Source organism: Streptomyces sp. Wb2n-11 (genome assembly GCF_001049855.1).
Lineage (GTDB): Bacteria > Actinomycetota > Actinomycetes > Streptomycetales > Streptomycetaceae > Streptomyces > Streptomyces altiplanensis.
Map to the genome: position 1 here is coordinate 3,495,062 of NZ_CVPB01000001.1, position 24,861 is coordinate 3,519,922.

At 70.8% G+C, this 24,861-nt stretch carries 23 protein-coding genes and 1 tRNA gene; 13 read left to right on the forward strand and 11 right to left on the reverse strand.

Annotated features, from left to right (window positions below; all coding sequences use genetic code 11):
* Positions 1-95 precede the first annotated feature (95 nt).
* The gene (gene paaN, locus BN1555_RS15870) at positions 96-1,787 is read left to right on the forward strand and encodes a phenylacetic acid degradation protein PaaN (RefSeq protein WP_093800005.1); all 1,692 of its coding nucleotides are present in this window, start codon (positions 96-98) and stop codon (positions 1,785-1,787) included.
* Positions 1,788-1,835: 48 nt separating this feature from the next.
* Here the strand turns inward: paaN and BN1555_RS15875 are convergent, their stop codons facing one another.
* From BN1555_RS15875 to BN1555_RS15885, 3 genes are read right to left on the reverse strand one after another with little or no spacing between them, the layout of a single operon-like run.
* Positions 1,836-2,600, reverse strand: a complete 765-nt coding sequence (locus BN1555_RS15875; protein WP_093800006.1) for a TrmH family RNA methyltransferase — start codon at positions 2,598-2,600, stop codon at positions 1,836-1,838.
* Between the two features lie 34 nt (positions 2,601-2,634).
* Positions 2,635-3,897, reverse strand: coding sequence for an HTTM domain-containing protein (locus BN1555_RS15880; RefSeq protein WP_255306051.1), 1,263 nt, complete (start codon positions 3,895-3,897; stop codon positions 2,635-2,637).
* Positions 3,894-4,712 (reverse strand): DUF5819 family protein, encoded by an 819-nt coding sequence (locus BN1555_RS15885; protein WP_093800007.1) that lies wholly within the window; start codon positions 4,710-4,712, stop codon positions 3,894-3,896. The genes BN1555_RS15880 and BN1555_RS15885 overlap by 4 nt, the downstream gene beginning before the upstream one ends.
* Before the next feature lie 162 nt (positions 4,713-4,874).
* On the opposite strand from BN1555_RS15885, the gene paaA reads away from it, so the two are divergent.
* Genes paaA through BN1555_RS15910 form a run of 5 tightly spaced genes read left to right on the forward strand, consistent with a single transcriptional unit; the run spans position 4,875 to position 8,474 of the window.
* On the forward strand, positions 4,875-5,864 hold the full coding sequence (gene paaA, locus BN1555_RS15890) for a 1,2-phenylacetyl-CoA epoxidase subunit PaaA (RefSeq protein ID WP_093800008.1): 990 nt from the start codon (positions 4,875-4,877) through the stop codon (positions 5,862-5,864).
* Positions 5,861-6,148, forward strand: a complete 288-nt coding sequence (paaB, locus tag BN1555_RS15895) for a 1,2-phenylacetyl-CoA epoxidase subunit PaaB (RefSeq protein ID WP_093800009.1) — start codon at positions 5,861-5,863, stop codon at positions 6,146-6,148. The genes paaA and paaB overlap by 4 nt, the downstream gene beginning before the upstream one ends.
* Entirely contained in the window at positions 6,145-6,876 is a 732-nt protein-coding gene (gene paaC, locus BN1555_RS15900) for a 1,2-phenylacetyl-CoA epoxidase subunit PaaC (RefSeq protein ID WP_093800010.1), read from the forward strand. The genes paaB and paaC overlap by 4 nt, the downstream gene beginning before the upstream one ends.
* Positions 6,870-7,367: a 1,2-phenylacetyl-CoA epoxidase subunit PaaD gene (gene paaD / locus BN1555_RS15905; RefSeq protein ID WP_093800011.1), complete on the forward strand. Its 498-nt coding sequence runs from the start codon at positions 6,870-6,872 to the stop codon at positions 7,365-7,367. Before paaC ends, paaD begins: the two co-directional genes overlap by 7 nt.
* Positions 7,368-8,474, forward strand: coding sequence for a 2Fe-2S iron-sulfur cluster-binding protein (locus tag BN1555_RS15910; RefSeq protein WP_093800012.1), 1,107 nt, complete (start codon positions 7,368-7,370; stop codon positions 8,472-8,474). It begins immediately after the preceding gene.
* Between the two features lie 47 nt (positions 8,475-8,521).
* Here BN1555_RS15910 and BN1555_RS15915 read toward each other — a convergent pair whose 3' ends face one another.
* From BN1555_RS15915 to BN1555_RS15930, 4 genes are all read right to left on the reverse strand, one after another.
* Positions 8,522-8,866 (reverse strand): rhodanese-like domain-containing protein, encoded by a 345-nt coding sequence (locus BN1555_RS15915; protein ID WP_093800013.1) that lies wholly within the window; start codon positions 8,864-8,866, stop codon positions 8,522-8,524.
* A gap of 96 nt (positions 8,867-8,962) precedes the next feature.
* Complete coding sequence (locus BN1555_RS15920) at positions 8,963-9,940, reverse strand: J domain-containing protein (RefSeq protein WP_093800014.1); 978 nt, start codon at positions 9,938-9,940, stop codon at positions 8,963-8,965.
* A gap of 46 nt (positions 9,941-9,986) precedes the next feature.
* The gene (locus BN1555_RS15925) at positions 9,987-11,489 is read right to left on the reverse strand and encodes a DUF2252 domain-containing protein (protein ID WP_093800015.1); all 1,503 of its coding nucleotides are present in this window, start codon (positions 11,487-11,489) and stop codon (positions 9,987-9,989) included.
* Between the two features lie 167 nt (positions 11,490-11,656).
* A complete protein-coding gene (locus BN1555_RS15930; protein WP_093800016.1) occupies positions 11,657-12,769 on the reverse strand; it encodes a hypothetical protein in 1,113 nt (370 codons plus the stop codon).
* 80 nt (positions 12,770-12,849) lie between these two features.
* On the opposite strand from BN1555_RS15930, the gene BN1555_RS15935 reads away from it, so the two are divergent.
* The gene (locus BN1555_RS15935; protein ID WP_093800017.1) at positions 12,850-13,332 is read left to right on the forward strand and encodes a MarR family winged helix-turn-helix transcriptional regulator; all 483 of its coding nucleotides are present in this window, start codon (positions 12,850-12,852) and stop codon (positions 13,330-13,332) included.
* Here BN1555_RS15935 and BN1555_RS15940 read toward each other — a convergent pair.
* The 3 genes from BN1555_RS15940 to BN1555_RS15950 form a co-directional block, all read right to left on the reverse strand.
* On the reverse strand, positions 13,319-14,164 hold the full coding sequence (locus BN1555_RS15940) for a hypothetical protein (protein WP_093800018.1): 846 nt from the start codon (positions 14,162-14,164) through the stop codon (positions 13,319-13,321). The two genes, BN1555_RS15935 and BN1555_RS15940, sit on opposite strands and share 14 nt — an antisense overlap.
* Positions 14,092-14,994, reverse strand: a complete 903-nt coding sequence (locus BN1555_RS15945) for a hypothetical protein (protein WP_141662858.1) — start codon at positions 14,992-14,994, stop codon at positions 14,092-14,094. The genes BN1555_RS15940 and BN1555_RS15945 overlap by 73 nt, the downstream gene beginning before the upstream one ends.
* A 125-nt stretch (positions 14,995-15,119) precedes the next feature.
* Positions 15,120-15,202 (reverse strand) — tRNA-Leu (locus BN1555_RS15950).
* A 413-nt stretch (positions 15,203-15,615) separates the two neighbouring features.
* On the opposite strand from BN1555_RS15950, the gene BN1555_RS15955 reads away from it, so the two are divergent.
* The 6 genes from BN1555_RS15955 (at position 15,616) to pknB (ending at position 23,765) form a co-directional block, all read left to right on the forward strand.
* Positions 15,616-16,476 carry an FHA domain-containing protein gene (locus BN1555_RS15955; RefSeq protein ID WP_093800020.1) on the forward strand — a complete coding sequence of 287 codons (861 nt, stop codon included), beginning with the start codon at positions 15,616-15,618 and terminating at the stop codon, positions 16,474-16,476.
* A 10-nt stretch (positions 16,477-16,486) separates the two neighbouring features.
* Entirely contained in the window at positions 16,487-16,996 is a 510-nt protein-coding gene (locus BN1555_RS15960) for an FHA domain-containing protein FhaB/FipA (RefSeq protein WP_093800021.1), read from the forward strand.
* A gap of 128 nt (positions 16,997-17,124) precedes the next feature.
* Complete coding sequence (locus BN1555_RS15965) at positions 17,125-18,663, forward strand: PP2C family protein-serine/threonine phosphatase (RefSeq protein WP_093803427.1); 1,539 nt, start codon at positions 17,125-17,127, stop codon at positions 18,661-18,663.
* Between the two features lie 22 nt (positions 18,664-18,685).
* Complete coding sequence (locus BN1555_RS15970) at positions 18,686-20,083, forward strand: FtsW/RodA/SpoVE family cell cycle protein (protein ID WP_093800022.1); 1,398 nt, start codon at positions 18,686-18,688, stop codon at positions 20,081-20,083.
* On the forward strand, positions 20,080-21,543 hold the full coding sequence (locus BN1555_RS15975) for a peptidoglycan D,D-transpeptidase FtsI family protein (protein ID WP_093800023.1): 1,464 nt from the start codon (positions 20,080-20,082) through the stop codon (positions 21,541-21,543). Before BN1555_RS15970 ends, BN1555_RS15975 begins: the two co-directional genes overlap by 4 nt.
* A 167-nt stretch (positions 21,544-21,710) precedes the next feature.
* On the forward strand, positions 21,711-23,765 hold the full coding sequence (gene pknB / locus BN1555_RS15980; protein WP_093800024.1) for a Stk1 family PASTA domain-containing Ser/Thr kinase: 2,055 nt from the start codon (positions 21,711-21,713) through the stop codon (positions 23,763-23,765).
* Positions 23,766-24,119: 354 nt separating this feature from the next.
* On the opposite strand, the gene BN1555_RS15985 is transcribed toward pknB, so the two are convergent.
* Positions 24,120-24,860 carry a class E sortase gene (locus tag BN1555_RS15985; protein ID WP_093800025.1) on the reverse strand — a complete coding sequence of 247 codons (741 nt, stop codon included), beginning with the start codon at positions 24,858-24,860 and terminating at the stop codon, positions 24,120-24,122.
* Position 24,861: the final 1 nt, after the last annotated feature.

The window sequence follows — 24,861 nt, forward strand, 5'->3', positions numbered from 1 at the left end:
AGGTTTTACCGGGCCCTCTTGTCCCGACCGATCGTTCGGTTACTGTATCTCGTGTCCGCCTGTCCCCGCCCAGCTCGACGAGGAGTTGGTCCGCCGTGGCCGCCGAACTCACCACTTCCCAGCTGTCCGAGACCCACCGGACCACGCTCGACCAGGCGCTCGACGTGATCCGCACGCGGGCGTACTGGTCCCCGCACCCCGAGCACCCCAAGGCGTACGGCGAGAACGGCAGCCTGAGCGCCGCCGAGGGCCTCGCGGCCTTCCAGGCCCTTCAGGGCAGCCGCTTCGAGCTCGACCAGCCGGGCACCGACGGCTGGACGGGCGCCGAGGTGTCGCCGTACGGGCCGCACCTGGGCATCGAGTACCCGCACGCGGACATCGACGTCCTGCTGCCGGCGATGCGGGCCGGCATGGGCGCGTGGCGGGACGCGGGCCCGGAGGCCCGCGCCCTGGTCTGCCTCGAAATCCTGTCGCGCATCAGCGCCCGCACGCACGAGTTCGCCCACGCGGTCATGCACACCAGCGGCCAGGCCTTCATGATGGCGTTCCAGGCGGGCGGCCCGCACGCGCAGGACCGCGGCCTGGAGGCCGTGGCGTACGCGTACGCCGAGCAGACCCGCACCCCCGCCGCAGCCGACTGGTCCAAGCCGCAGGGCAAGCGCGACCCGCTCAGTCTGAACAAGACCTTCACCGCGGTCCCGCGCGGCATCGCGCTGCTGATCGGCTGCAACACCTTCCCCACCTGGAACGGCTACCCGGGCCTCTTCGCCTCCCTCGCCACCGGAAACCCGGTCCTGGTCAAGCCGCACCCCCGCGCGGTCCTCCCCCTGGCCCTCACGGTCCGCATCGCCCGCGAGGTCCTCGCCGAGGCCGGTTTCGACCCGGACCTGGTGGCGCTGGCGGCCGAGCGGCCCGGCGAGGGCATCGCCAAGACCCTCGCGACCCGCCCCGAGATCCGGATCATCGACTACACGGGTTCCACCGCCTTCGGCGACTGGCTGGAGGCGAACGCCCGCCAGGCGCAGGTCTACACGGAGAAGGCCGGCGTCAACACGGTCGTCATCGACTCCACCGACGACTACAAGGGGATGCTGTCCAACCTGGCGTTCTCCCTGTCCCTCTACAGCGGCCAGATGTGCACGACCCCGCAGAACCTGCTCATCCCCAGGGACGGCATCGCGACGGACGCCGGACCGAAGTCGTACGACGAGGTGACCGCCGACCTCGCGGCCTCGGTCGCGGGCCTCCTCGGCGACGACGCCCGCGCGAACGCGTTGCTGGGCGCGCTGGTCAACCCGGACGTGAAGGCCCGCCTCGAAGCGGCCTCCGACCTGGGCGAAGTGGCCCTCCCCTCGAAGGAGATCACCCACCCGGACTTCCCGGACGCGACCGTCCGCACGCCGCTCATGGTCAAGCTCGACGGTGCGAAGCCGGACGCGGAAGCGGCGTACATGTCCGAGTGCTTCGGCCCGGTCTCCTTCGCGGTCGCGGTGGGCTCCACCGCGGACGCCCTGGAACTGCTGCGCCGTACGGTCCGCGAGAAGGGCGCGATGACGGTGGGCGCGTACACGACGTCGCCGGAGACCGAAAGCGCCGTCGAAGAGGTCTGCCTGGAGGAGTCCGCCCAGCTGTCCCTGAACCTGACGGGCGGCGTCTACGTCAACCAGACCGCGGCCTTCTCCGACTTCCACGGCTCGGGCGGCAACCCCGCGGCCAACGCGGCCCTGTGCGACGCGGCGTTCGTGGCCAACCGCTTCCGGATGGTCGAGGTGCGCCGCCAGGCGTAGCCCCCCTGCGGTTTTCCGCCGGCCCCGGGCCCGCCGTTCCGTGCCCGCCTACGCGGGGCCGGCGGCGGGCCCGCCCCAGTGGAACAGCGCCATGGCCACACTGGTCGCCAGGTTGTAGCTGGAGACCTGCGGCCTCATGGGAAGGGCCACCAGTCTGGTGACCCTGGCGCGCACCTGCGGTGAGATCCCGTGGCGCTCCGAGCCGAACGCGACGAGCGCGTCGTCAGGGATCTTGACCGACCTGATGTCCTCGCCCTCCGGGTCCAGTACGTACAGCGGCCCCGGAGGCAAGGCGTCAAGACTCCTGCGCTCGACGGCCGTGGCGTAGTGGAGCCCGGCGCCCGCCCGCACGACGTTGGGATGCCAGGGGTCCATGTCACCGGTCGTGACGACACCCGTGGCACCGAATCCGGCAGCCAGCCGGACCACCGCTCCGACGTTGCCGAGGTTACGGGGGTTGTCCAGCACGACGACCGGGGCCGGCCGGGGCAGCCGGGCCAGCCGGTCCGCGTTCGCGCGAGCGTCGCGCCGCACCGCCAGCGCGGCCACCGCTGTCGTGTGAACCCTGGGAACCAGTTCGCGCAGGGCGTGCGCCGGAATTTCGACGACGGACTCGGCGAGCACGTCCGACAGGTCGTCGGCGAGCTCCCGCGCGAGCGCCAGCACGGCCTTCCGATCGCTCGCGACCGTCAGCCGCACCTCCGCGCCGAAGCGGAGCGCATGCTTCAGGGCATGGAACCCGTCGAGCAGAACAGCGCTCGGGGCAGCCTCACGCCACTGCCGCATCACGGCCTGGGCCACGTCCTCAGTCATGGCCTCAGCCTACGGGGGCCTGCGGCCGGGGCTGTCACTCGACGAGCGTACGGACCTGCTCCTCGTGCCGCGGGCGCCCCTGCGGCGTCACCCGCGCTGCCGGGCGCCGCCGCACCCCGGCACACACCCGGTCACGTCCGCGCGCCGCCCAGCGGCCGGTGCGCCGCAGGAAACCGGTCGGCAGGAAGACCGCGTCGGCGGCGATCATCGCGAGCGAGAAGAAGGGCAGGCCGAGCACCACGGCGATCGCCGCATGCTCAGCGATCATGACGGCGAGCAGGACGTTCTTGACCCGCCGGTTCAGGAGCGTGAAGGGGAAGGCGACCTGCACGGCCACCGTCCCGTACGTCAGCAGCATCACGATCACGCCGTGGGAGGCGAGCAGCTCCGAAAGCGCGGGCCAGGGCGAGAAGTAGTCCAGGTGCAGCGGGTAGTAGAGCGCGGTGCCGTCCTGCCAGCGCGAGCCCTGGATCTTGTACCAGCCGGCGGTGGCGTAGACGAGGCAGACCTCCGCCATGATCACGAGGAGGCCCGCGTTGTGCGTGAGGTTGGCGATGACGTCCAGCAGTGCGCGCGGCTGCCCGGGCGCGTAGCGGCCTGCGGCCCACCACAGCGCGTGCACCGCCCACAGGCCCCAGAGGATCAGCAGCCAGCCGCCGCCGAGCGGGCCCATGAACGTCAGCGCGATGAGGCAGGCGCCGAGCGCACCCCACAGGGCGGGCCCCACCTGGTCGGCGCGCGAGGGGTCGCGCCGGGCGTCCAGCGACCACACCTGCCCGCACCGCGTCAGGACCAGGTAGATCGCCATCAGGTGGATGACGTTGTCGCCGCCGTCGCCCATGAAGATGCTGCGGTTCTGCAGCGACAGCACGCCGATCATGAAAAGGACGGACATGGTCCGGGTCCGCCAGCCCAGCATCAGCAGTGCCGCGGACACGACCGCGAGCCCGTAGACGATCTCGAACCAGACCGGGTTCTGCGACCACATCAGCGCGGTGAACGCGTGGTTGTCCGCTATCAGCCGGCGGGCCATGTCCCAGCTCCACGGCCCGCCGGGCCCGTACAGCTCGTGACGGTGCGGGTATTCGCAGAGCAGGAAGAACAGCCAGGTCAGCGAGAACCCGATCCGGACGACGGCACTCTGGTACGGCCCGAGGGCGGTGGAGGTGACGCGCTGGACGGCGCGGGCGAGCCCACGGACGGGAGCGCGGCCGGAGACACGGCCCGGGGTGCGGGCGGGAGTGCGGGCAGGGCTGCCGGCTGGGGCGTCGGCGGAAGGGGGAACGGACGAGCTCACCGGACCGCCCCCGATGCGTGCCGCACGCCCTCGGGCAGATCCGCCCCGGTCACCGGCCACCACGGCAGGACCCGGTGGGCCGGCCGCGTGTTCGTCTTCTCCTCGCTCCACGGCGGGGCCTTCACCCACACCGTCTCCGACCTGACCTGTATCCGCTCGACCTCGCCGCCCAGGTCCTGCCCGCCGAGGCGCAGCATGACGGTGCGGCGGACGTAGCGCTCGGAGAGGGCACCGCGCAGGCCGTTCGGCTTGTTCGCGTTGTCGTGCGTGGCGGTGTAGAAGTCCCAGCTGCGCCGCAGCGCGTTCTGGACCGTGTGGCTCGGCAGCAGGTTGCCGCGGATCGCTTCGCCGTCCTGGGCGGTGAGGTCGATCCAGTCACTGGTCTTCACCTGGCCGTCTGCCGTACGGACCTGTGCCCGCACCTGCACGGAGATGTTCTGCTGGAGCGGATTGGGCGCGAACAGCTTCCAGTTCTGCTCGAACTCGGGGTAGACCCAGTCGTCGACCGCCTCGCCGTTCTGCTTGGTGAGGGTGTTGGACGGCGCGACGTGCAGGAAAACCATCCCCAGGTGCACACAGGCGACCACCCCGACCACGGCGAGCGCGAGAGCGGCCAGGAGCCGGTACGGGAGGGAGAGCGCCGCGATACCGCCCGACGTGCCGGGGCCCGACGCGTCGAGGTGACGCGTGTCCTCCGGAGCTCCCGCGAGATCTGACGGCGTCACACCCTCCGGGGCCGTCGCGGCCCCGGGAGCGCCCGGGGCGGAGGCCGTGTCCCGCCCGGCGATCACACCCCTGTCGTCGTACGAATCCATCCCGCCCCGATCCCCATCGGCCCACAGCAGTTATCCACAGGGTTGACACCCTACGGGCCGTCGACTCACCATTGAAGTCATCGAACCGAACGATCGGTCGGTCGGCTGGTCGTTTCTTCGGAGGACCGGCCGGGAACCCGGCAGGGACGGCAGGGGGCTCGGATGGCTACAGCAGCTGCGCACCGTACGACGACTGGGACGCAGGCCGGACAGGCAGAGCGGACAGCGGCATATGAAGCGGCGTTCGACACCGCGGTGGCCGCGGACGAACGCATCGAGCCGCGGGACTGGATGCCCGACTCCTACCGGGCCTCGCTGGTCCGGCAGATGGCGCAGCACGCCCACTCGGAAATCATCGGCATGCAGCCGGAAGCCAACTGGATCACCCGCGCCCCCTCACTGCGCCGCAAAGCCATCCTGATGGCCAAGGTGCAGGACGAGGCAGGGCACGGGCTCTACCTCTACAGCGCCGCCGAGACCCTGGGCACCAGCCGCGAAGAGCTGCTCGACAAGCTCCACTCCGGCCGCCAGAAGTACTCGTCGATTTTCAACTACCCCACGCTGACCTGGGCCGACGTCGGTGCGATCGGCTGGCTGGTGGACGGCGCCGCGATCACCAACCAGGTGCCGCTGTGCCGCTGCTCGTACGGTCCGTACGCCCGCGCGATGATCCGGATCTGCAAGGAGGAGTCCTTCCACCAGCGACAGGGGTACGAGCTGCTGCTCACCCTCAGCCGGGGGACGCCGGAGCAGCACGCGATGGCGCAGGACGCGGTGGACCGCTGGTGGTGGCCGTCGCTGATGATGTTCGGCCCGCCGGACGACGAGTCGGCGCACTCGGCGCAGTCCATGGCCTGGAAGATCAAGCGGCACTCGAACGACGAGCTGCGCCAGCGCTTCGTCGACATCGCCGTCCCGCAGGCCGAGGCGCTCGGCCTCACCCTCCCCGACCCGGACCTGCGGTGGAACGAGGAGCGTGGGCAGTACGACTTCGGCGCGATCGACTGGGACGAGTTCCGGGACGTGCTGAAGGGCAACGGTCCGTGCAACGAGCAGCGGATCACGCAGCGGCGCCAGGCACACGAAGAGGGTGCCTGGGTCAGGGACGCGGCGAGCGCGTACGCCGCGAAGCACGGGGAGGCAGCAGCATGACGAGTTCCGACTGGCCGCTGTGGGAGGTGTTCGTGCGCTCGCGCCGCGGACTGTCCCACACCCACGCCGGCAGCCTGCACGCACCGGACGCGGAGATGGCGCTGCGCAATGCCCGCGACCTCTACACCCGCAGGTCGGAAGGTGTCTCGCTGTGGGTCGTGCCGTCGTCGGCGATCACCGCGTCCTCACCCGACGAGAAGGACCCGTTCTTCGAACCGGCCGCGGACAAGCCCTACCGGCACCCGACGTTCTACGAGATCCCGGAAGGGGTGCGGCATCTGTGAACCGAGCACCTGTGGCCGCCGCGCTCGCGCCCGCGGCTCTCGCCCTGGGCGACGACGCGCTGGTGCTCTCGCACCGGCTGGGGGAGTGGGCGGGACACGCCCCCGTACTGGAAGAGGAGGTGGCCCTCGCGAACATCGCGCTGGACCTCCTGGGGCAGGCCCGGATCCTGCTCTCCCTCGTCGGTGACGAGGACGAGCTGGCGTACCTCCGCGAGGAACGGACCTTCCGCAACCTCCAGCTCGTCGAACAGCCCAACGGCGACTTCGCGCAGACCATCGCCCGCCAGCTCTACTTCTCCACCTACCAGGAGCTGCTGTACGGACAGCTGGCGTCCGGGGACGGCGCGTTCGCGCCGCTGGCGGCGAAGGCCGTCAAGGAGGTCGCTTACCACCGGGACCACGCCGAGCACTGGACGCTGCGCCTGGGCGACGGCACCGACGAGAGCCACGGGCGGATGCAGCGGGGCTGTGACGCCCTGTGGCGGTTCACCGGCGAGATGTTCCAGCCCGTCGAGGGCGTCGACGCCGACTGGCAGAAGCTGGAGGACGACTGGCGGGAGTCGGTCGGCACCGTGCTGGGCCGGGCGACGCTGACCGTGCCCGACGGACCGCGCAGCGGCGCCTGGGCGGCGGGAGCGGGACGGCAGGGACTGCACACCGAGCCGTTCGGGCGGATGCTCGCCGAGATGCAGCACCTGCACCGCAGTCACCCGGGGGCGACATGGTGACCGAGACGCTCCTGGAAGCCGAGCTGCGCCGGCTCGCGGGCTCGGTCCCCGACCCGGAGCTTCCGGTGCTCACCCTGGAGGAGCTGGGCGTCCTGCGCGCCGTCCACGTCTTCGGGCCCGGCCGGGTCGAGGTCGAGCTGACCCCGACGTACACCGGCTGCCCCGCGATCGAGGCGATGTCCTCGGACATCGAGCGCGTGCTGCACGAGCACGGCATACCGGAGGTCTCGGTCCGCACGGTCCTGTCCCCGGCCTGGTCGACGGACGACATCAGCGCGGAGGGCCGGCGCAAGCTCGCGGAGTTCGGCATAGCCCCGCCGCGCCCGCAGCCCACCGGCGGCGGGCCCGTTCCGCTCACCCTGTCGGTGCGCTGCCCGCACTGCGGCTCCACGGACACCGAGCTGCTCAGCCGGTTCTCCTCCACCGCGTGCAAGGCACTGCGCCGCTGCGTGTCCTGCCGCGAACCGTTCGACCACTTCAAGGAGTTGTAGATGCTGTCCTCAGACGCCGGACGGGCTGGGTTCCATCCGCTCCGGGTCCGCGAGGTCGAGCGGCTCACCGACGACTCCGTGGCCGTCACCCTCGACGTACCGCCCGAGCTCCACGAGACCTTCCGGCACACACCGGGCCAGCACATCGCGCTGCGCCGCGTGGTGGCCGGGGAGGAGATCCGGCGTACGTACTCGATCTGCGCCCCGGCAACCGAAGAGCCGCTGGCTCCGGTCCTCCGGGTGGGCATCCGACTGGTCGACGGCGGCGACTTCTCGACGTACGCCCTCAAGGAACTGGCCGTCGGCGACACGGTCGAGGCCATGGCCCCCACGGGCCGGTTCGTCCTGAAGCCGCGCCCGGGCCGCTTCGCGGCGATCGTGGGCGGCAGCGGCATCACACCGGTGCTGTCGATCGCGGCGACACTGCTGGCGCGGGAGCCCGATGCCCGTTTCTGTCTGATCCGCAGCGACCGCACCGCGGCTTCGACGATGTTCCTGGACGAGGTGGCCGATCTCAAGGACCGCTACCCCGACCGTTTCCAGCTGGTGACCGCGCTCTCCCGGGAGGAGCAGCAGGCGGGGCTGGGACCGGGCCGCCTCGACGAGGACCGGCTGACGGGGCTGCTGCCCGCGCTGCTGCCGGTGGCGGATGTGGACGGCTGGTTCCTGTGCGGACCCTTCGGACTCGTCCAGAGCGCCGAGCGCGCCCTGCGCGGCCTGGGCGTGGTCAGGAGCCGCATCCACGAAGAGATCTTCCACGTCGACGCCGGGGGCGGGACGGAGACGGTCGCGAGCAGTACGTCACCAACCGCGTCCACGAGCAGCACCCTCACCGCCACACTCACCGCCACACTCGACGGCCGGTCGGGCAACTGGCCGGTGCGGGACGGCGAATCGCTGCTGGAGACGGTGCTGCGCAGTCGCGCGGACGCGCCGTACGCCTGCAAGGGCGGCGTCTGCGGGACGTGCCGGGCCTTCCTGGTCTCCGGCGAGGTGCGGATGGACCGCAACTACGCGCTGGAGCCGGAGGAGACCGAGGCGGGCTATGTACTGGCCTGCCAGTCGCACCCGGCGTCACCGGACGTGGAGCTGGACTTCGACCGCTGAGGCGCGGCTGAGACGGCTGCCGCGGCTGAGACGGCCGAGGGGCGACGTCAGAGGACGAAAGCCGGGCTTCCGTCGTCGGTGACCATCGGACGTCCGGCGCCGTCCCAGGCGAGCATCCCGCCGTCGATGTTCACCGCGTCCACACTCTGCTGCACCAGGTACTGCGTGACCTGTGCGGAACGGCCGCCGACCCGGCACATCACGTGCACCCGCCGGCCGTCCTCCGCCGCTTCGGTGAGTTCACCGAAGCGGCTCACGAAGTCACTCATCGGAATGTGCAGCGCGCCCTCGACATGACCGGCTGCCCACTCGTCGTTCTCCCGTACGTCCAGCACAAGACCGTCGGCCGGCACCGACGCCACGTCGACGGAGGGGAGCGGGGCGAAGTTCATGGGTCATGCCTTCTCTCGTACGTACACAGTGTGCTCGTCGTGCCGGTCGTGCTCGTCGCTCAGCGGGGAGCGGAGCCCGCCCGGCAGTGCAACCTACTACTGCACCAGTCTCGCAAGGTCCGCCTCGCGCTCGGCGACCCGCGCGAGCAGCTGTTCCGCGATCTCCTCCAGCAGCCGGTCCGGATCGTCGGGCGCCATCCGCAGCATCGAACCGATGGCGCTGTCCTCCAGCTCCTTGGCGATCACGGACAGCAGCTCCTTGCGCCGTGAGAGCCACTCCAGCCGGGCGTAAAGCTCATCGCGCTCCGGCTGCTGCTCCACGGGCACCGGACCCGCGGCCCACTCGTCGGCGAGCACCCGCAGCTGGCCCACGTCCCCACGCCCGTACGCCGCGTTGACCCGCGCGATGAACTCGTCCCTGCGGCTCCGCTCCGCCTCGTCCTGCGCCAGGTCCGGGTGCGCCTTGCGGGCCAGCTCGCGGTAGAGCCTGCGCGCCTCCTCGCTCGGCCTGACCCGCTTGGGAGGCTGCACGGTCTGCTCGGTGAGCATCGCCGACGCCTCCGGGGAGAGGCCGTCCGAGTCCATCCAGTCGTGGAACAACTCGTCGACGCCGGGCATCGGCATGACCATGGCCCGCGCCTCCTCCGCCCTGCGGCGGTCTTCCGGATCGCCGGTACGGGCGGCCGTGGCCTCCGCGATCCGGGCGTCCAGCTCGTCGAGGCGTGCGTACATCGGGCCGAGCCTCTGGTGGTGGAGGCGGGAGAAGTTCTCCACCTCGACCCGGAAGGTCTCCACCGCGATCTCGAACTCGATCAGTGCCTGCTCGGCAACGCGCACGGCCTTCTCCAGCCGCGCCTCCGGCCGTTCCGAGGCCTGATCCTGCTCCTGGTCCGGCCCCGTGTTCTGACCGGCGCCCTCGCCGCCGGCCTGCCCAGCGGTCTCCTCACCGCCCGCCGGCCCGGCGGCGGCCGCCCGTCCGGCGGCCTGCTGACCGGCGGCCTCGTGCCCGGCCGCCTGCGGGTCCTGCGCGTCGTCGTTCCGGGTCGTCGGCTCCCCGGGAGCTTCCTGAGTCACCTGCCCAGCGTACGGGCGACCGGGGCACGCGGTCACACCCCCGCGGTCACACCCCCGGCTCGGTGGCTATTCGCCCGCTCCTGACCGCCGCCACCAGGTCACCGTGATCCGCTTCCGTACGGTCCGCGTACGTCACCGCGAAACGCGCCACCGCCTCGTCGAACTCCTCGTTCTTCCCGCAGTACCCGGCGAGCAGCCGCGGGTCGACGCTGTGCGCGTGAGCCCGCGCCAGCAGCGCCCCGGTCATCCGTCCGTAGTCGTCCAGCTGGCCGGGTTCGAGCGCCGTCGGGTCGACGCTGCCCTTGCGGTTCCTGAACTGCCGCACCTGGAAAGGCCGGCCGTCCACTTCGGCCCAGCCCAGTAGAGTGTCGCTGACCACTTGCATCCGCTTCTGCCCGAGCACCACCCGCCGTCCTTCGTGCCCGGCCTCCGGTGCCCGGAACCCTGCCGCCGGCAGAAAGGGCGCCAGCGCCGAAGCACGCGCCTCCTTCACCTGGAGCACCAGCGGCTGGCTCCGGTGGTCGAGGAGCAGCACCACATACGACCGCGTACCGACACTGCCGGTGCCGACCACCCGGAACGCCACATCGTGGATCGCGTACCGCGCGAGCAGTGGCAACCGGTCCTCCGGAAGCGTCTCCAGATACCCGCCGAGCGCCGAAGCCACCGCGGCGGCCTCCGCGTCCGCCACCCGCCGCAGCACCGGCAGCGCGTCCACGAAGCGCCGCATCCCGCCGGGCCCCTCGGCCGTCGCCCTGGCGGCGAAGCGCGCGCTGGTGTTGTTACGGGCCTTCTGCGCGACCCGCTCCAGAGTGCCGGCCAGGTCCCGCGCGTCCGCGTGCGAGACGAGCTCCTCGTCCGCGATCGCGTTCCACGCATCCAGCACCGGCATCCTGGCCAGCAGCCGCATCGTCCGCCGGTACGCCCCGACCGAGTCGAACGCCGCCTGCCGGCAGACGTCCTCGTCGGCCCCGGCCTGGCGTCCCGCCAGCACCAGCGAGGCCGCCAGCCGCTTGACGTCCCACTCCCAGGGACCGACGACGGTCTCGTCGAAGTCGTTCAGGTCCATGACCAGACGGCCGCGCACATCGCCGTAGAGGCCGAAGTTCGCCGCATGCGCGTCGCCGCAGATCTGCGCGCCCACTCCGGTGACGGGCGTACCCACCAAGTCGTGCGCCATCAGTCCGGCCGCGCCCCGTAGGAAGGCGAAGGGCGACGCGGCCATACGGCCGACCCGTATCGGGGCCAGCTCGGGCACCCGTCCGCGGCTCGACTCCTCGACCGCCCGCACCGCGTCGGGCCGCCCCACCGAGAGCACCAGCGAATCGTGCGAGGCCCTGGGCACCCGGGACCGCAGCGTCTTGCCCTCGCCCTTCGGCGAGTTCCCGGGCGAGCCTTCCGCCGCACACCACGCGAAACCGCGAACCTCCGGGATCCGTTCCCCGGCGCCCCCGCCCGGTCTCTCGCCCGCTCCCGCACCGGATCCCTCGCCGGACCTCCCGCCGAGCGCCTCGCGCCGCCCCGACACCACCGTCTCGTCCTCGGCCATGGTGCGCCGCCTTCCCAGCCCTCGCACAGCACCGGCTGCCGGCCCCAGCGGCCAACATCAACTGCTCACGACCGTACCGCCGCCCGCCGACACCCGTCTCTCCCTGTGGACAACCGTCAGCCGCCGACCGTCAGCCGCGGACCGACGACAGCCGGCCGCCCGGGGGTTCACACCCCGACGGCCTCCTCCATCTCCTCCTCGACCGCAGCCGACCCGGACTCCGAAGCCGCTCCAGCGGCCGCCCCGGCAGTCACCTCCGGAGCTCCGGCCACAGCCGCCCGTCGCCGCCGCGCCTCGGCCAGCCCCGCCGCCCCCATCACCGCGAGTCCGGCCACCAGCCACAGGACCAGCACCAGCACATGCCGTCCGAGCCCGTTCCCGTCGAAGTACACATGGCTGCGCGCGCCCTCGATGAAGCCCGCGCCGTTCCAGAACGCGTGCAGCGCACCGAAGAATCCCGACTGCAGTTCCGGCCGGAAGATGCCTCCCGAGCTGGTGAAGTTGAGCATCACGAACAGCACCATCACGCCCAGCGTCGTCCATCGCTTGAGGAAGGTGTGCAGTCCGACGCCGATCAGCAGGACGCCCGCCGAGTACACCCAGGACATCGCCCACAACCCGCCGAGCCCCCGGTCCACCAGGTGGAACATCGGCCCCGCGAAGACCGCCCCGATCCCGCTCACGGCCAGCGACGTCCCCGCCGCCAGCAACGCCCTGATCTGCAGCGGCAGCACACCGCCCGCGCCGCCGATCACCGCGACCGAGGCGTACGAACCGATGCTCAGCGCGACCAGCAGGAAGAAGAGCCCCTGCCCCGTCGGGTCACCGCTCGCCGCCGGCGTCACGTCCGTCACCTTCAGCGGTTCGCCCCGCTTGGCCGCGACCTCGGTGAAGACCTTCTGGACGGCGGTCGCGCTGGTCTCCGAAGAGGCGGTGGCGACCAGCAGCTCCGGAGTCTCCTTGCCCTTCCCCGGTACGTACGCCCCGTAGACCGCCTGGTCCGTCAGCCGCCCGACGGCGGCTTCCCGGTCGGGCACGGTACGTACGTTCAGCGCCCCCGCCCCCTTGTCCTGCAGCGTCTGCGCGAGCACCTGGGCACTCGGCCCGGATCCCACCACGTCCACCCGCAGATCGTGCGGGGCCGGGGCGTGGAAGGCCCCCAGGTACGCGATCCCCATGCCGACGCACATGAGCAGCGGTGTGAGGAGATGGCCGAGGACATGGCGCAGAGCGGCCCCGCCTCCCGTACGGCCAGGGACCGCGTGTGCCGGAGCGGACATCAGGACAACCTCCGATGGTTGGTTTTTACAACCGAATCAATGGATGTACTCTACAACCAATAGCCGGGAGGGCAAAACACATGACCGACACCAACGAAGCCATCGACACCATCGAGCGCGAACTCACAGCGTTCGCCCGCCGCGCCCGCGCGGCAGCCGCCCGCCTGCACCCCGACCTGCCCCTGGTCTCGTACACGCTGCTCGCGCACATCAACGACCAGCGGGGCTGCCGCGCCACCGACCTCGCGGCCCACTACCTGCTCGACAAGTCGACGGTCAGCCGGCAGATCGGGTCCCTCCAAAAGCTGGACCTGGTCGAGCGCCGCCCCGACCCCGACGACCACCGCGTCCAGGTCCTGCACCCGACCCGGGCCGGCGCCGAGCTCCTCAGCGCGACCCACGCCAGCCGCCACACGGCCTTCCAGGAGCGCCTCGCCGACTGGAGCGAGGAGGACCTCACCCGCTTCGCGGCCTACCTCCTGCGCTACAACCAGGCAGGCCGAGCAGACCGGACAGGGCGCACAGATCCGGCAGATCCAGCAGATCCGGCTACCGCAGCGTGACGACCGTCGCCGCCCCCACGGCCCCGTCCGTCCCGATGGTGCGTACGTCGGCCTCGCGCCCTGCGACCAGCCGCTCCAGCCCCGCCGCGTCCGGCTGCAACCGTCCGCGCTCGAAGACGACCAGGCTCACCCGCGTCCCCTCGGGCACCCGCTCCTTGCGCTCCCGGTACTGGGCGTACGTCACCGCGTCGCACCCGGAGCACCAGCCGAACTCCGGCTCGTACCCCGTCACCACCAGGCACGGCCGCCCCTGCGCCGCCGCCCCGATCTCCCGCGCGACCGGCACCGTCGACCAGCTCAGCCGCGTCGGCACCGGCATCGCGCCGTGCGCCACGACCTGCGCCGTGCCGAGCACCGTGAGCCCGGCCAGCACGGCCGCGCCGGCCAGCACGGGGGCACTGCGCACCGGTCCCACCAGTTCGGCCACCGCCTGCACGCCGAGCACGGTGAGCAGGACGACGGCGAGACAGACGAACCGCGGTTCCCCGTCCGTCGCCAGGCCGAGGACCACGAAGACCAGCACGGCGGCCGCTCCCAGGAACACCCGCCTCCGGTCCTCCGGTCGCGCCTGCGGCGCCGCCCCGCCCCGGACGCCCCGCGCCCCCCGCACCCGCCGCAGCGCCGCCCCCGACGCCCACAGGCCCGCGACCATCACCACCGCGCCGAGGTCTCCCGCCAGCCGGTAGGGGAAGACCGCCAGGTAGTAGACGAGCCCGTCACCCACGTACGCGCGATTGGCCTGCGACGTCGCCGAGAGGATCATCCCGAGCGGCCGCCCCGTCTCCCGCACGGCATGCACGAAGTGCGGTACGAGCCCGAGCGCCAGCAGCACGGCCGCTCCCGCCAGCCGCCGCCCCTGTGCGGCCCACGCGCGCGGGCCGTACGCGAAGAGCGCGGCGAGCCCCAGGGCCAGCAGGTTCCCACCACCCCGTAGCGCAGGCAGAACGCGGCCAGCGCGGCGGCCGGCACCCCCCACAGCGCCCGCGACCCCTCCTTCTCCTGCGTCCGCACCAGCAGGAAGACGACGATCAGCAGCAGCCCCGTCGCCCCGATGTCGTTGAGGTACTCCGGCACCCTGCGTAAAAACCCCAGCCCGCTCAACAGCACCAGCAGGACCACCACCGCCCGCCGCCGCGAGGTCCAGGCGGCCGCGACGAGATACGTCACCGTCAGCGTCCCCAGCACCAGCACGAGCGCCACCGCGCGCAGGGCGCCCTCCCCACCGCCGCCGCCGTGCAGCCACAGGGCGAGCGCGCCGAGCGCGGGAAGCCCCACGGGCCGGTAGACGCCCCAGCCCGCGTCGGGCGTCCCGTCCACCCAGGAGCGCGCCTTGTTCGCGTACACCGCTTCCTCGTGACCGAGGTACGGTTCGAAGTCCTGAAGCGCCGCCCACACTCCGGCGGCGAGCACCAGCACCCCCAGGACGTACGCCCGGGAAGGCACCCGCCGCAGCGCGCCCACCGCCGGCCGCGGGCCGGCGGAGACCCGCTGCGCCCACAGCGGCCGGGAAACCAGCCAGGCCGGCGCCGCGACAAGCAGGTACGGCCACGGCTGCCACCCCGGCAGCCACCCCCCGAACCCGGCCACCAGCAGCACCTGCTGCACACCTGCCAGAGCCGTGAACACCACGGCCACGACGAAGGCGGCCTTCCTACGGGTCACCACGAGATCCCCCCACCGCAGACGGCCCGCCGGACTCACCGCACGCCAGACCGCACGACGGACCGCAAAAAGAAACGGACCCCATCGTGGTCAACGATGAGGCCCGGATCATGGGTCCTGCTAAGTGCGCGAGGGGGGATTTGAACCCCCACGTCCCTAAGGACACTGGCACCTGAAGCCAGCGCGTCTGCCGTTCCGCCACTCGCGCATGAGTGGTGCCGTTCGAATCTCTCACTGGTTTGTGCGAGCGCCTGACGACATGCAGAAGATTAGCACGGCGGCGAGGAGGGATTCACACCCGTTGTTGCGGGGGACCTGGGAAGAAGCGGATCACGGGACGGAAGACGGATCCGAGGGCCGGACGGAGGCCGGACGGAGGCCGGACGGGGCAGTGAACGGGAGGGGGAACAGCGAGGGAACAGGGAGAGGGAACGACGACGCCCCTCACCCACTCCTCCAGAGTGCCGCCCGGGTGCGGGACACTGTCAGGAGGCCACCTCTACGATCCCTGTGAGAGGTGACACTCATCCACTGTGCAGACAAGGGGAACCAGCCGATTTCCCGACGCGTGGATACGATCAGTAAGCAGTACCAGGACGACAACGACGGAGGAGGTGCCCCATGGGAGTCCTGAAGCGTTTCGAGCAGCGTCTCGAAGGTCTGGTCAACGGCACCTTCGCCAAGGTCTTCAAGTCCGAGGTCCAGCCCGTCGAGATCGCCGGCGCCCTCCAGCGCGAGTGCGACAACAACGCCACGATCTGGAACCGCGAGCGGACCGTCGTCCCCAACGACTTCATCGTCGAGCTCTCCACCCCGGACTACGAACGCCTCAGCCCGTACTCCGGCCAGCTCGGCGACGAACTCTCCGGACTCGTCCGCGACTACGCCAAGCAGCAGCGCTACACCTTCATGGGCCCCATCAAGGTCCACCTGGAGAAGGCCGAGGACCTCGACACCGGTCTCTACCGCGTGCGCAGCCGCACCCTCGCCTCGAGTACGTCGCAGGCAGTCGCCCCCCAGTCCCCGGCCCCCGGCCGCTCCCCCTCCGCACCGGCCGCCCCCCGCGGCGGCGGCTACGGCTACCCGCCGTCGGCCTCCCCCGGAGTGCCCCCCATGCCCGTGGCCCCGCCCCCCGGCGTGAGGCCCGGACCGGCGGCAGCGTCCGCCAGGTCGGCCGGCGCGGGCCCCACGCCGGGCGCCCAGACGCGGCGCTGGATCGAGATCAATGGCACACGCCATCAGATGTCCCGCCCGACGCTGGTGCTGGGCCGCAGCACCGAAGCAGACGTGCGGATCGACGACCCCGGCGTATCGCGCCGGCACTGTGAGATCCGGACCGGAACGCCCCCGACGATCCAGGATCTCGGGTCTACCAACGGCATCGTGGTAGACGGACAGCACACCACCCGCGCTACGCTCCGCGACGGCTCGCGGATCGTCGTGGGCAGTACGACCATCGTTTATCGGCAAGCCGAAGGGTGAAGCGGGGGCAATGTCAGAGCTGACCCTGACGGTCATGCGGCTAGGTTTCCTGGCTGTTCTGTGGCTGTTTGTGATTGTGGCCGTCCAGGTCATCCGCAGCGATCTGTTCGGTACGCGGGTCACGCAGCGCGGCTCACGCCGTGCTGCGTCCGCCGACGCCAGGCCGCAGCAGACCGGACGCCAGCAGCAGGCTGCGGCACCGCCGCAGCAGCGCCAGCGCCGAGGCGCCCCCACGAAACTGGTGGTGTCCGAAGGCACGCTCACCGGCACGACGGTGGCCCTCCAGGGGCAGACCGTCACGCTGGGGCGGGCGCACGACTCGACGATCGTGCTGGACGACGACTACGCGTCCAGCCGTCATGCCAGGATCTACCCGGACCGTGACGGCCAGTGGATCGTCGAGGATCTCGGGTCCACCAACGGCACGTATCTCGACCGGACCCGTCTCACCACCCCGACCCCCATTCCGCTGGGCGCGCCGATCCGCATCGGCAAGACCGTCATCGAGCTGCGGAAGTAGTGCCACGTCATGATTGAGCGCGAGCGGAGCGAGCGAGCCGCGGCGGTCCCCACAACGGATCCCCGAAGGCTCCCGACCGGAGGGTGGGCACCGTGCGGATGTACCCGGAGCCGACGGGCGAGGTGCGCATGAGTCTGTCACTGCGCTTCGCCGCCGGATCGCACAAAGGCATGATCCGGGAGGGCAACGAGGACTCCGGTTACGCCGGCCCGCGCCTTCTCGCCATCGCCGACGGCATGGGCGGCCAGGCCGCGGGCGAGGTGGCGAGTTCCGAAGTCATCTCCACCCTGGTCACGCTGGACGACGACGTGCCCGGCTCGGACATCCTCACCTCGCTCGGCACCGCCGTGCAGCGTGCCAACGACCAGCTGCGCATGATGGTCGAGGAGGACCCCCAGCTGGAGGGCATGGGCACCACGCTCACCGCCCTCCTCTGGACCGGCCGGCGCCTGGGCCTCGTGCACGTCGGCGACTCACGGGCGTACCTCCTGCGCGACGGCGTGCTGACGCAGATCACGCAGGACCACACCTGGGTGCAGCGCCTCGTCGACGAGGGCCGCATCACCGAGGAAGAGGCCACCACCCACCCGCAGCGCTCCCTGCTGATGCGCGCGCTGGGCAGCGGCGACCACGTCGAACCCGACCTCTCCATCCGTGAGGTCCGGACCGGCGACCGCTATCTGATCTGCTCCGACGGCCTGTCCGGCGTCGTCTCCCACCAGACGATGGAGGAGACGCTCGCCGGTTACCACGGCCCGCAGGAGACCGTGCAGGAGCTGATCCAGCTCGCGCTGCGCGGCGGCGGTCCCGACAACATCACCTGCATCGTCGCGGACGTCCTCGACGTCGACGGCAACGACACCCTGGCCGGGCAGCTCAACGACACCCCGGTCGTCGTCGGCGCGGTCGCCGAGAACCAACTCCAGCTGAACGACGGCGGCGCCATGCAGACCCCCGCGGGCCGCGCGGCGGGCCTCGGCCGGCCCGTTCCCCCGCAGCCCGCGCCCGGGGGCTCCTTCGGCCCGCCCGGCAGCGGTGACGACAGCGGCTACGGAGCGGCCCCCGACGGCGCCTTCGGCGCGTACAGCGACGAGGACTTCGACAAGCCCCGCGCCGGCCGCAGGTGGTTCAAGAGATCGCTCTACATCGTGCTCGCGCTCGCCGTCGTCGGCGGCGGTCTGTACGGCGGCTACCGCTGGACCCAGACCCAGTACTACGTCGGCGCCAACGACGAGCACGTCGCGCTCTACCGGGGCATCAGCCAGGACCTCGCCTGGGTCTCCCTCTCGAAGGTCGAGAAGGACCACCCCGAGATCGAACTCAAGTACCTCCCGCCCTACCAGCGCAAGCAGGTGGAGACGACCATCGCCGAGGGCAGCCTCGCCGACGCGCGCGAGAAGGTCACCGAACTCGGCACCCAGGCCTCCGCGTGCAGGAAGGACGAGGAGCGCCGCCGGGCAGAACGCGCGAAAGCGGAACGCGAGCAGGCAGAACGCGGGAAGGACGCGCGTACGGGCGAGGGCGGGGCGGGCGGCACGACCGGTTCCGGCGCCACGACCCAGACCACCACGACCAAGAAGATTCCGACGGCCACAGCTCCGCCCACTCCTGGCCCCAGCCTCTCCGAGGAAGAGCAGAAGCTCGTCTCGCAGTGCGGTAAGCCGTAAAGCCGTAGGGGGCCTTACCACCATGAGCGTTGTCACCAACACGACCACCATCGGCGCGATCGAAGCGCCGAGCCGCCGCAACACCGAGCTCGCGATGCTCGCGTTCGCCGTCATCATCCCGGTCTTCGCGTACGCCAACGTCGGCCTCGCCAAGGACGGCAGCCTGCCCGCCGGCATGCTCGGCTACGGCATCGGGCTCAGCCTGCTCGCGGGCGTCGCTCACCTGATGGTGCGCAAGTTCGCGCCGTACGCCGACCCGCTGATGCTGCCGCTGGCCACCCTGCTCAACGGGCTCGGACTGGTGCTGATCTGGCGGCTCGACCTGGAACCGTCGATCACCACCGACGCCCTCGGCGGCGCGATGGCACCCAAGCAGATGATCTGGTCGGCGCTCGGCGTCGCCCTCTTCCTGGGCGTCCTGCTGTTCCTCAAGGACCACCGCGTACTCCAGCGCTACACGTACATCTCCATGGTCGTGGCCCTCGTGCTGCTGATCCTGCCGATGTTCTTCCCGGCCAAGTTCGGCGCACGGATCTGGATCACCATCCCCGGCGTCGGATCGCTCCAGCCCGCCGAGTTCGCGAAGATCATCATCGCGGTCTTCTTCGCCGGCTACCTGATGGTGAAGCGCGACGCGCTCGCCCTCGCCAGCCGCCGCTTCATGGGCATGTACCTGCCCCGCGGCCGCGACCTCGGACCGATCCTCGCCATCTGGGCGATCAGCCTGATGATCCTGATCTTCGAGACCGACCTGGGCACCTCGCTGCTCTTCTTCGGCCTCTTCGTGATCATGCTGTACGTCGCCACCGAGCGCACCAGCTGGGTCGTCTTCGGCCTCACCCTCAGCGCCGCCGGCGCCGTCGGCGTCGCCTCCTTCGCCGGCCACGTGCAGTCCCGCGTCAACAACTGGCTCAACCCCCTCGCCCTCCAGGACGGCGGCGTCACCGAGACCGCCCAGGCCGTGTACGCCTTCGGCTCCGGCGGCCTCTTCGGCTCCGGACTCGGCCAGGGCTACTCCCGCCTCATCGGCGGCATCGCCCCCAAGAGCGACTACATCCTCGCCACCGTCGGCGAGGAAATGGGCCTGACCGGCCTCATGGCGATCATCCTGGTGTACGGCCTCCTCATCGAGCGCGGCGTACGCACCGCCCTCGCCGCCCGCGACCCCTTCGGCAAGCTCCTCGCGATCGGCCTCTCCGGCGCCTTCGCCCTCCAGGTCTTCGTCGTCGCGGGCGGCGTCACCGGTGTCATCCCGCTGACCGGCATGACCATGCCGTTCCTCGCGCAGGGCGGCTCCTCCGTCATCGCCAACTGGGCGCTCATCGCCATCCTGCTGCGCATCAGCGACACCGCGCGCAGGCCCGCACCCGCACCCGCTCCCACCTCCGATGCCGAAATGACCCAGGTGGTCCGACCGTGAACAAGCCCCTGCGCCGGGTCGCCGTCTTCTGCGGCCTGCTCGTCCTCGCCCTGCTCGTACGCGTCAACTGGGTGCAGTACGTCAAGGCCGACGAACTCGCCAAGGACCCCAACAACCGCCGCGTCCTGATCGACCGCTACGCCCACAAGCGCGGCGACATCATCGTCGACGGCAAGGCGATCACGGGGTCCAAGGAGTCCAAGAGCGGCGACTTCAAGTTCCAGCGGACCTACAAGGACGGCCCGATGTGGGCGCCCGTCACCGGCTTCACCTCGCAGCGGATGGGCTCCAACCAGATCGAGTCCATCGAGGACGACATCCTCACCGGCACCGACGACCGGCTCTTCTTCGACCGCACGCTCTCCATGTTCACCGGCGACAAGAAGCAGGGCGGCCACGTCGTCACCACCCTCAACGGCGCCGCCCAGAGGGCCGCCTTCGAGGGACTGGGCAGCCGCAAGGGCGCCGTCGCGGCCATCGACCCGCAGACCGGCGCGATCCTCGCCCTGGCCAGCACCCCCTCGTACGACCCCTCGAAGGTCGCCGGCAACACCGACGAGGACGTGAAGAACTGGCAGAAGTACGAGAAGGACCCGGACAAGCCGACGACGAACAGGGCCCTGCGCGAGACCTACCCGCCCGGCTCCACGTTCAAGGTCGTCACCGCGGCCGCCGCCCTGGAGCACGGCCTGTACGACGAAGCCGACGAGAAGACCGACTCGCCGCTGCCGTGGCGCCTGCCCCTCTCCACCAAGAACCTGGTGAACGACGGCAACCACCCCTGCGAGAACGCCACCCTCCGGGTCGCCCTCCAGTGGTCCTGCAACACCGTCTTCGGCAAGATCGGCGCCGACCTCGGCAACGACAAGATGCTGGAGACCGCGGAGAAGTTCGGCTTCAACGAGCAGCAGTTCGTGCCCGTCCGTTCCAACGCGAGCGTCTTCTCCAAGGACATGGACGGGGCCCAGACCGCGCTCTCCTCCATCGGCCAGTTCAACACCGCCGCCACCCCGCTCCAGATGGCCATGGTGACCGCCGCCATCGCCAATGACGGCTCGCTCATGCAGCCGTACATGATCGACCGGCTCACCGACCCGAACCTGGACGTGCTGGAGAAGACGAGCCCCGAGGAGATGAGCCGCCCGCTCTCTCCCGAGAACGCCCAGAAGGTCCAGGAAATGATGGAGACGGTCGTCGAGGAGGGCACCGGCAAGAACGCCCAGCTCCCCGGCGTCACCGTCGGCGGCAAGACCGGCACCGCCCAGCACGGCGTCGACAACAGCGAGAAGCCGTACGCCTGGTTCATCTCATATGCCAAGACCGCCGACAACGGATCCCCCGTCGCCGTCGCCGTCGTCGTCGAGGACGACAACGCCAACCGCGAGGACATCTCCGGCGGCGGCCTCGCCGCTCCCATCGCGAAAGACGTGATGAAGGCGGTCCTGGAGAGCAGGAAGTGACACCGGTCACCTGACGACCGCGTACGCCCACGTCGTGGTACCGGACGGGTATCAGGTGACCGTCACGGGCCGACCAGGTACGGCGTGCCCGGTACCGTATGCGCGGACAGCACACCGCCGGACCACACACAGGTGCGGTCGGGACAGACGGAGAGGGCTGGAAAGCTATGGAAGAGCCGCGTCGCCTCGGCGGCCGGTACGAGCTGGGCTCGGTGCTCGGCCGTGGTGGCATGGCCGAGGTCTACATCGCGCACGACACCCGGCTCGGCCGCACCGTCGCCGTGAAGACGCTGCGGGTGGACCTCGCCCGCGATCCGTCCTTCCAGGCCCGGTTCCGCCGCGAGGCCCAGTCGGCGGCCTCGCTCAACCACCCGGCGATCGTCGCGGTCTACGACACCGGTGAGGACTACGTCGACAACGTCTCCATCCCGTACATCGTGATGGAGTACGTCGACGGGTCGACCCTGCGCGAGCTCCTGCACTCCGGCCGCAAGCTACTGCCCGAGCGCACCCTGGAGATGACCGTGGGCATCCTCCAGGCGCTCGAGTACTCGCACCGCGCCCAGATCGTCCACCGCGACATCAAGCCGGCGAACGTCATGCTGACGCGCACCGGCCAGGTCAAGGTCATGGACTTCGGCATCGCCCGCGCCATGGGTGACTCCGGCATGACCATGACGCAGACCGCCGCGGTCATCGGCACCGCCCAGTACCTCTCGCCCGAGCAGGCGAAGGGCGAGCAGGTGGACGCCCGCTCCGACCTGTACTCCACCGGCTGCCTGCTCTACGAGCTGCTGACGGTACGGCCGCCGTTCATCGGCGACTCCCCCGTCGCGGTCGCGTACCAGCACGTACGGGAAGAGCCGCAGCCGCCCAGCAACTTCGACCCCGAGATCACGCCCGAGATGGACGCCATCGTCCTGAAGGCCCTGGTCAAGGACCCGAACTACCGCTATCAGTCCGCCGACGAGATGCGCGCCGACATCGAGGCATGCCTCGACGGCCGACCCGTGGCGGCCACCTCGGCGCTCGGTGCGGTCGGCTACGGCGGCTACCCGGACGACCAGCCCACGACGGCGCTGCACGCGGCCGACGCGAGCGGCGGCCACACGTCGATACTGCCGCCGGTCAACCCGGACGACGGCGGCTACGGCTACGACGACCGCCCGGACCGCCGCAGGCAGCAACAGCAGAAGAAGAGCAGCCTCTCGACGATCCTGCTCGTCCTCGCGGGCATCCTCGTCCTCGTCGGCGCGATCCTGATCGGCAGATCGCTCTCCGCCGGCGACAACAGCACCGAGGGCGTCCCCGTGCCGACCCTGATCGGCGAGAACGTGGCCGATGCCAGGGGCCTGGCCAAGAACGCCGACCTGACGCTCGAGGTCGGCGACCGCAAGGAGTGCGAGGACCAGCCCGAGGGCAAGATCTGCGAGCAGACCCCGGCCGGCGGCGAGGAGGTCGAGCCCGGCTCGTCCATCAAGGTCGTCGTCTCCACGGGCGCTCCGAAGATCGAAGTCCCCGACGTCATGGACCAGTCGAAGGACAGGGCGACGGAGAACCTCGAAGCCAAGGGCTTCGACGTCGAGACCAAGTCGGTCGAGTCCGAGAAGACGGTCGGCACGGTCATCGACCAGGACCCCGAGGGCGGTACGAAGGCGGAGAAGGGCGAGACGATCACCATCTCGATCGCCAAGACCTCCAAGGCCGACGTTCCGGACGTGGTCGGCCAGGACTTCGAAGCGGCCAAGAAGCAGCTCTCGGACCTCGGCTTCGTCGTCGCCCGCGAGGAGGAGGAGTCGGCTCAGACCCCGAACTCGGTCCTCAAGCAGACCCCGGTGGGCGGCAGCCGGACCGACGAGGGCGGCACCATCACCCTGACCGTCGCCAAGGCCCCCGCCCAGGAACAGGTCGCGGTGCCGGGCGTGACCGGCCAGAAGCTCAAGGACGCCCGCAAGGCGATCGAGGACGCCGGTCTGACCGTCGGCACGATCACCGAACCGCAGGACGACGAGGCCATCGTCGTCCTCACCCAGCCCGCGGCCGGCCAGCAGGTCCCCAAGGGCACGCCGGTCAACTTCACCACCGCCGCTGCCCCGGGCGACAACAACGGCGGCGGAGACAACAGCGGCAACGAGAACGGCGGCGGCAACAACGGCGGCGGCAATGACGTCGGCGGCCTCTTCGGCGGCGGCTTCGGCCGCAACCGCGGCGAAGGCGACTAGCCCCTACAGCACCGGGAAGGGCCGTGGCTTCGGACGAAGTCCACGGCCCTTCCCGTTTCCCGTAGAACACAGCACAGCACCACACACAGATCCGGAAGCCGAGAGTGCCTTCAGGGGGCCGGCGGGATCCATCGCGGCCCAAAGGCCCTCTTCACGACCTCGGGCGAGCAGCGGAAGGAGCTCACCGCCCTCCGGCAGGGCGTGCGGCGGGACGAGCGGGAGCCGTCCGGCACGACGTACGGCTCCCGCGCCCGGAGCGCCGGCACGGTGCCGCACGTGCCGCGCTGACGCTTCGGCTTCGGCTTCGGCTTCGGCTTCGGGAGTGACGACGCGCCACTCCCGCTGAAAGGCAGGTCAGCGCAGCTCCGCCGGCGGCGTCCGCTTCGCGTCGACCTTCTCCGTACGCTCCAGCTCGCCCCACACGATGTACCGGTGCTCCGACGTGTAGACCGGCGTGCACGTCGTCAGGGTGATGTAGCGGCCCGGCTTCTTCTTCCCCGACTCCTTCGGGACCGGCTTCAGCACGTCCACGTTGTACTTCGAGGTCTCGGGCAGCTTCGCGTACACCTTGTAGACGTACCAGGTGTCCTTCGTCTCGAAGACGATCGTGTCGCCGTCCTTGAGCTTGTCGATGTTGTGGAACTTCGCGCCGTGTCCGTCGCGGTGCGCCGCCAGTGAGAAGTTGCCCTGCTTGTCCGACGGCAGCGCCGACTCGACCGGGTCCGTGTAGTAGCCGGCGACGCCGCGGTTGAGGCTCTTGGGGTCGGTGCCCTTCTTGACCAGCACCTCGCCGTTCCTCATCGCGGGTACGTGCAGGAAGCCGATGCCGTCCTTGGTGTCGAGGGCTCCGGGGCCGCTTGCCCAGCGGTCGCGCACCTCGTTGCCCTGCTTGTCGGCGTCGCGGTCGGCGAGCACGTTCGTCCACCACAGCGAGTAGACGACGAAGAGGCCGAGGATCAGGCCCGCGGTGATCAGCAGTTCGCCGAAGACGCTGACCGCTCCCGCGACACGTCCGCGCCTGCGCCGCGCCGGCGCGGGTGCCTGCGCGGGCACGGGCGTGCCGGTCTGCTCGTCCTGCTCGGTCCTGGCTGCCACC

Bases quoted from the DNA above. Each gene is read 5' to 3' on its own strand.
- BN1555_RS15875 (WP_093800006.1), bottom strand. From the start codon at position 2,600: ATGACTGAGGACGTGGCCCAGGCCGTGATGCGGCAGTGGCGTGAGGCT.
- BN1555_RS15885 (WP_093800007.1), bottom strand. From the start codon at position 4,712: ATGGATTCGTACGACGACAGGGGTGTGATCGCCGGGCGGGACACGGCC.
- paaA (WP_093800008.1), top strand. From the start codon at position 4,875: ATGGCTACAGCAGCTGCGCACCGTACGACGACTGGGACGCAGGCCGGA.
- paaB (WP_093800009.1), top strand. From the start codon at position 5,861: ATGACGAGTTCCGACTGGCCGCTGTGGGAGGTGTTCGTGCGCTCGCGC.
- paaD (WP_093800011.1), top strand. From the start codon at position 6,870: ATGGTGACCGAGACGCTCCTGGAAGCCGAGCTGCGCCGGCTCGCGGGC.
- BN1555_RS15910 (WP_093800012.1), top strand. From the start codon at position 7,368: ATGCTGTCCTCAGACGCCGGACGGGCTGGGTTCCATCCGCTCCGGGTC.
- BN1555_RS15915 (WP_093800013.1), bottom strand. From the start codon at position 8,866: ATGAACTTCGCCCCGCTCCCCTCCGTCGACGTGGCGTCGGTGCCGGCC.
- BN1555_RS15925 (WP_093800015.1), bottom strand. From the start codon at position 11,489: ATGGCCGAGGACGAGACGGTGGTGTCGGGGCGGCGCGAGGCGCTCGGC.
- BN1555_RS15930 (WP_093800016.1), bottom strand. From the start codon at position 12,769: ATGTCCGCTCCGGCACACGCGGTCCCTGGCCGTACGGGAGGCGGGGCC.
- BN1555_RS15935 (WP_093800017.1), top strand. From the start codon at position 12,850: ATGACCGACACCAACGAAGCCATCGACACCATCGAGCGCGAACTCACA.
- BN1555_RS15955 (WP_093800020.1), top strand. From the start codon at position 15,616: ATGGGAGTCCTGAAGCGTTTCGAGCAGCGTCTCGAAGGTCTGGTCAAC.
- BN1555_RS15960 (WP_093800021.1), top strand. From the start codon at position 16,487: ATGTCAGAGCTGACCCTGACGGTCATGCGGCTAGGTTTCCTGGCTGTT.
- BN1555_RS15965 (WP_093803427.1), top strand. From the start codon at position 17,125: ATGAGTCTGTCACTGCGCTTCGCCGCCGGATCGCACAAAGGCATGATC.
- BN1555_RS15970 (WP_093800022.1), top strand. From the start codon at position 18,686: ATGAGCGTTGTCACCAACACGACCACCATCGGCGCGATCGAAGCGCCG.
- pknB (WP_093800024.1), top strand. From the start codon at position 21,711: ATGGAAGAGCCGCGTCGCCTCGGCGGCCGGTACGAGCTGGGCTCGGTG.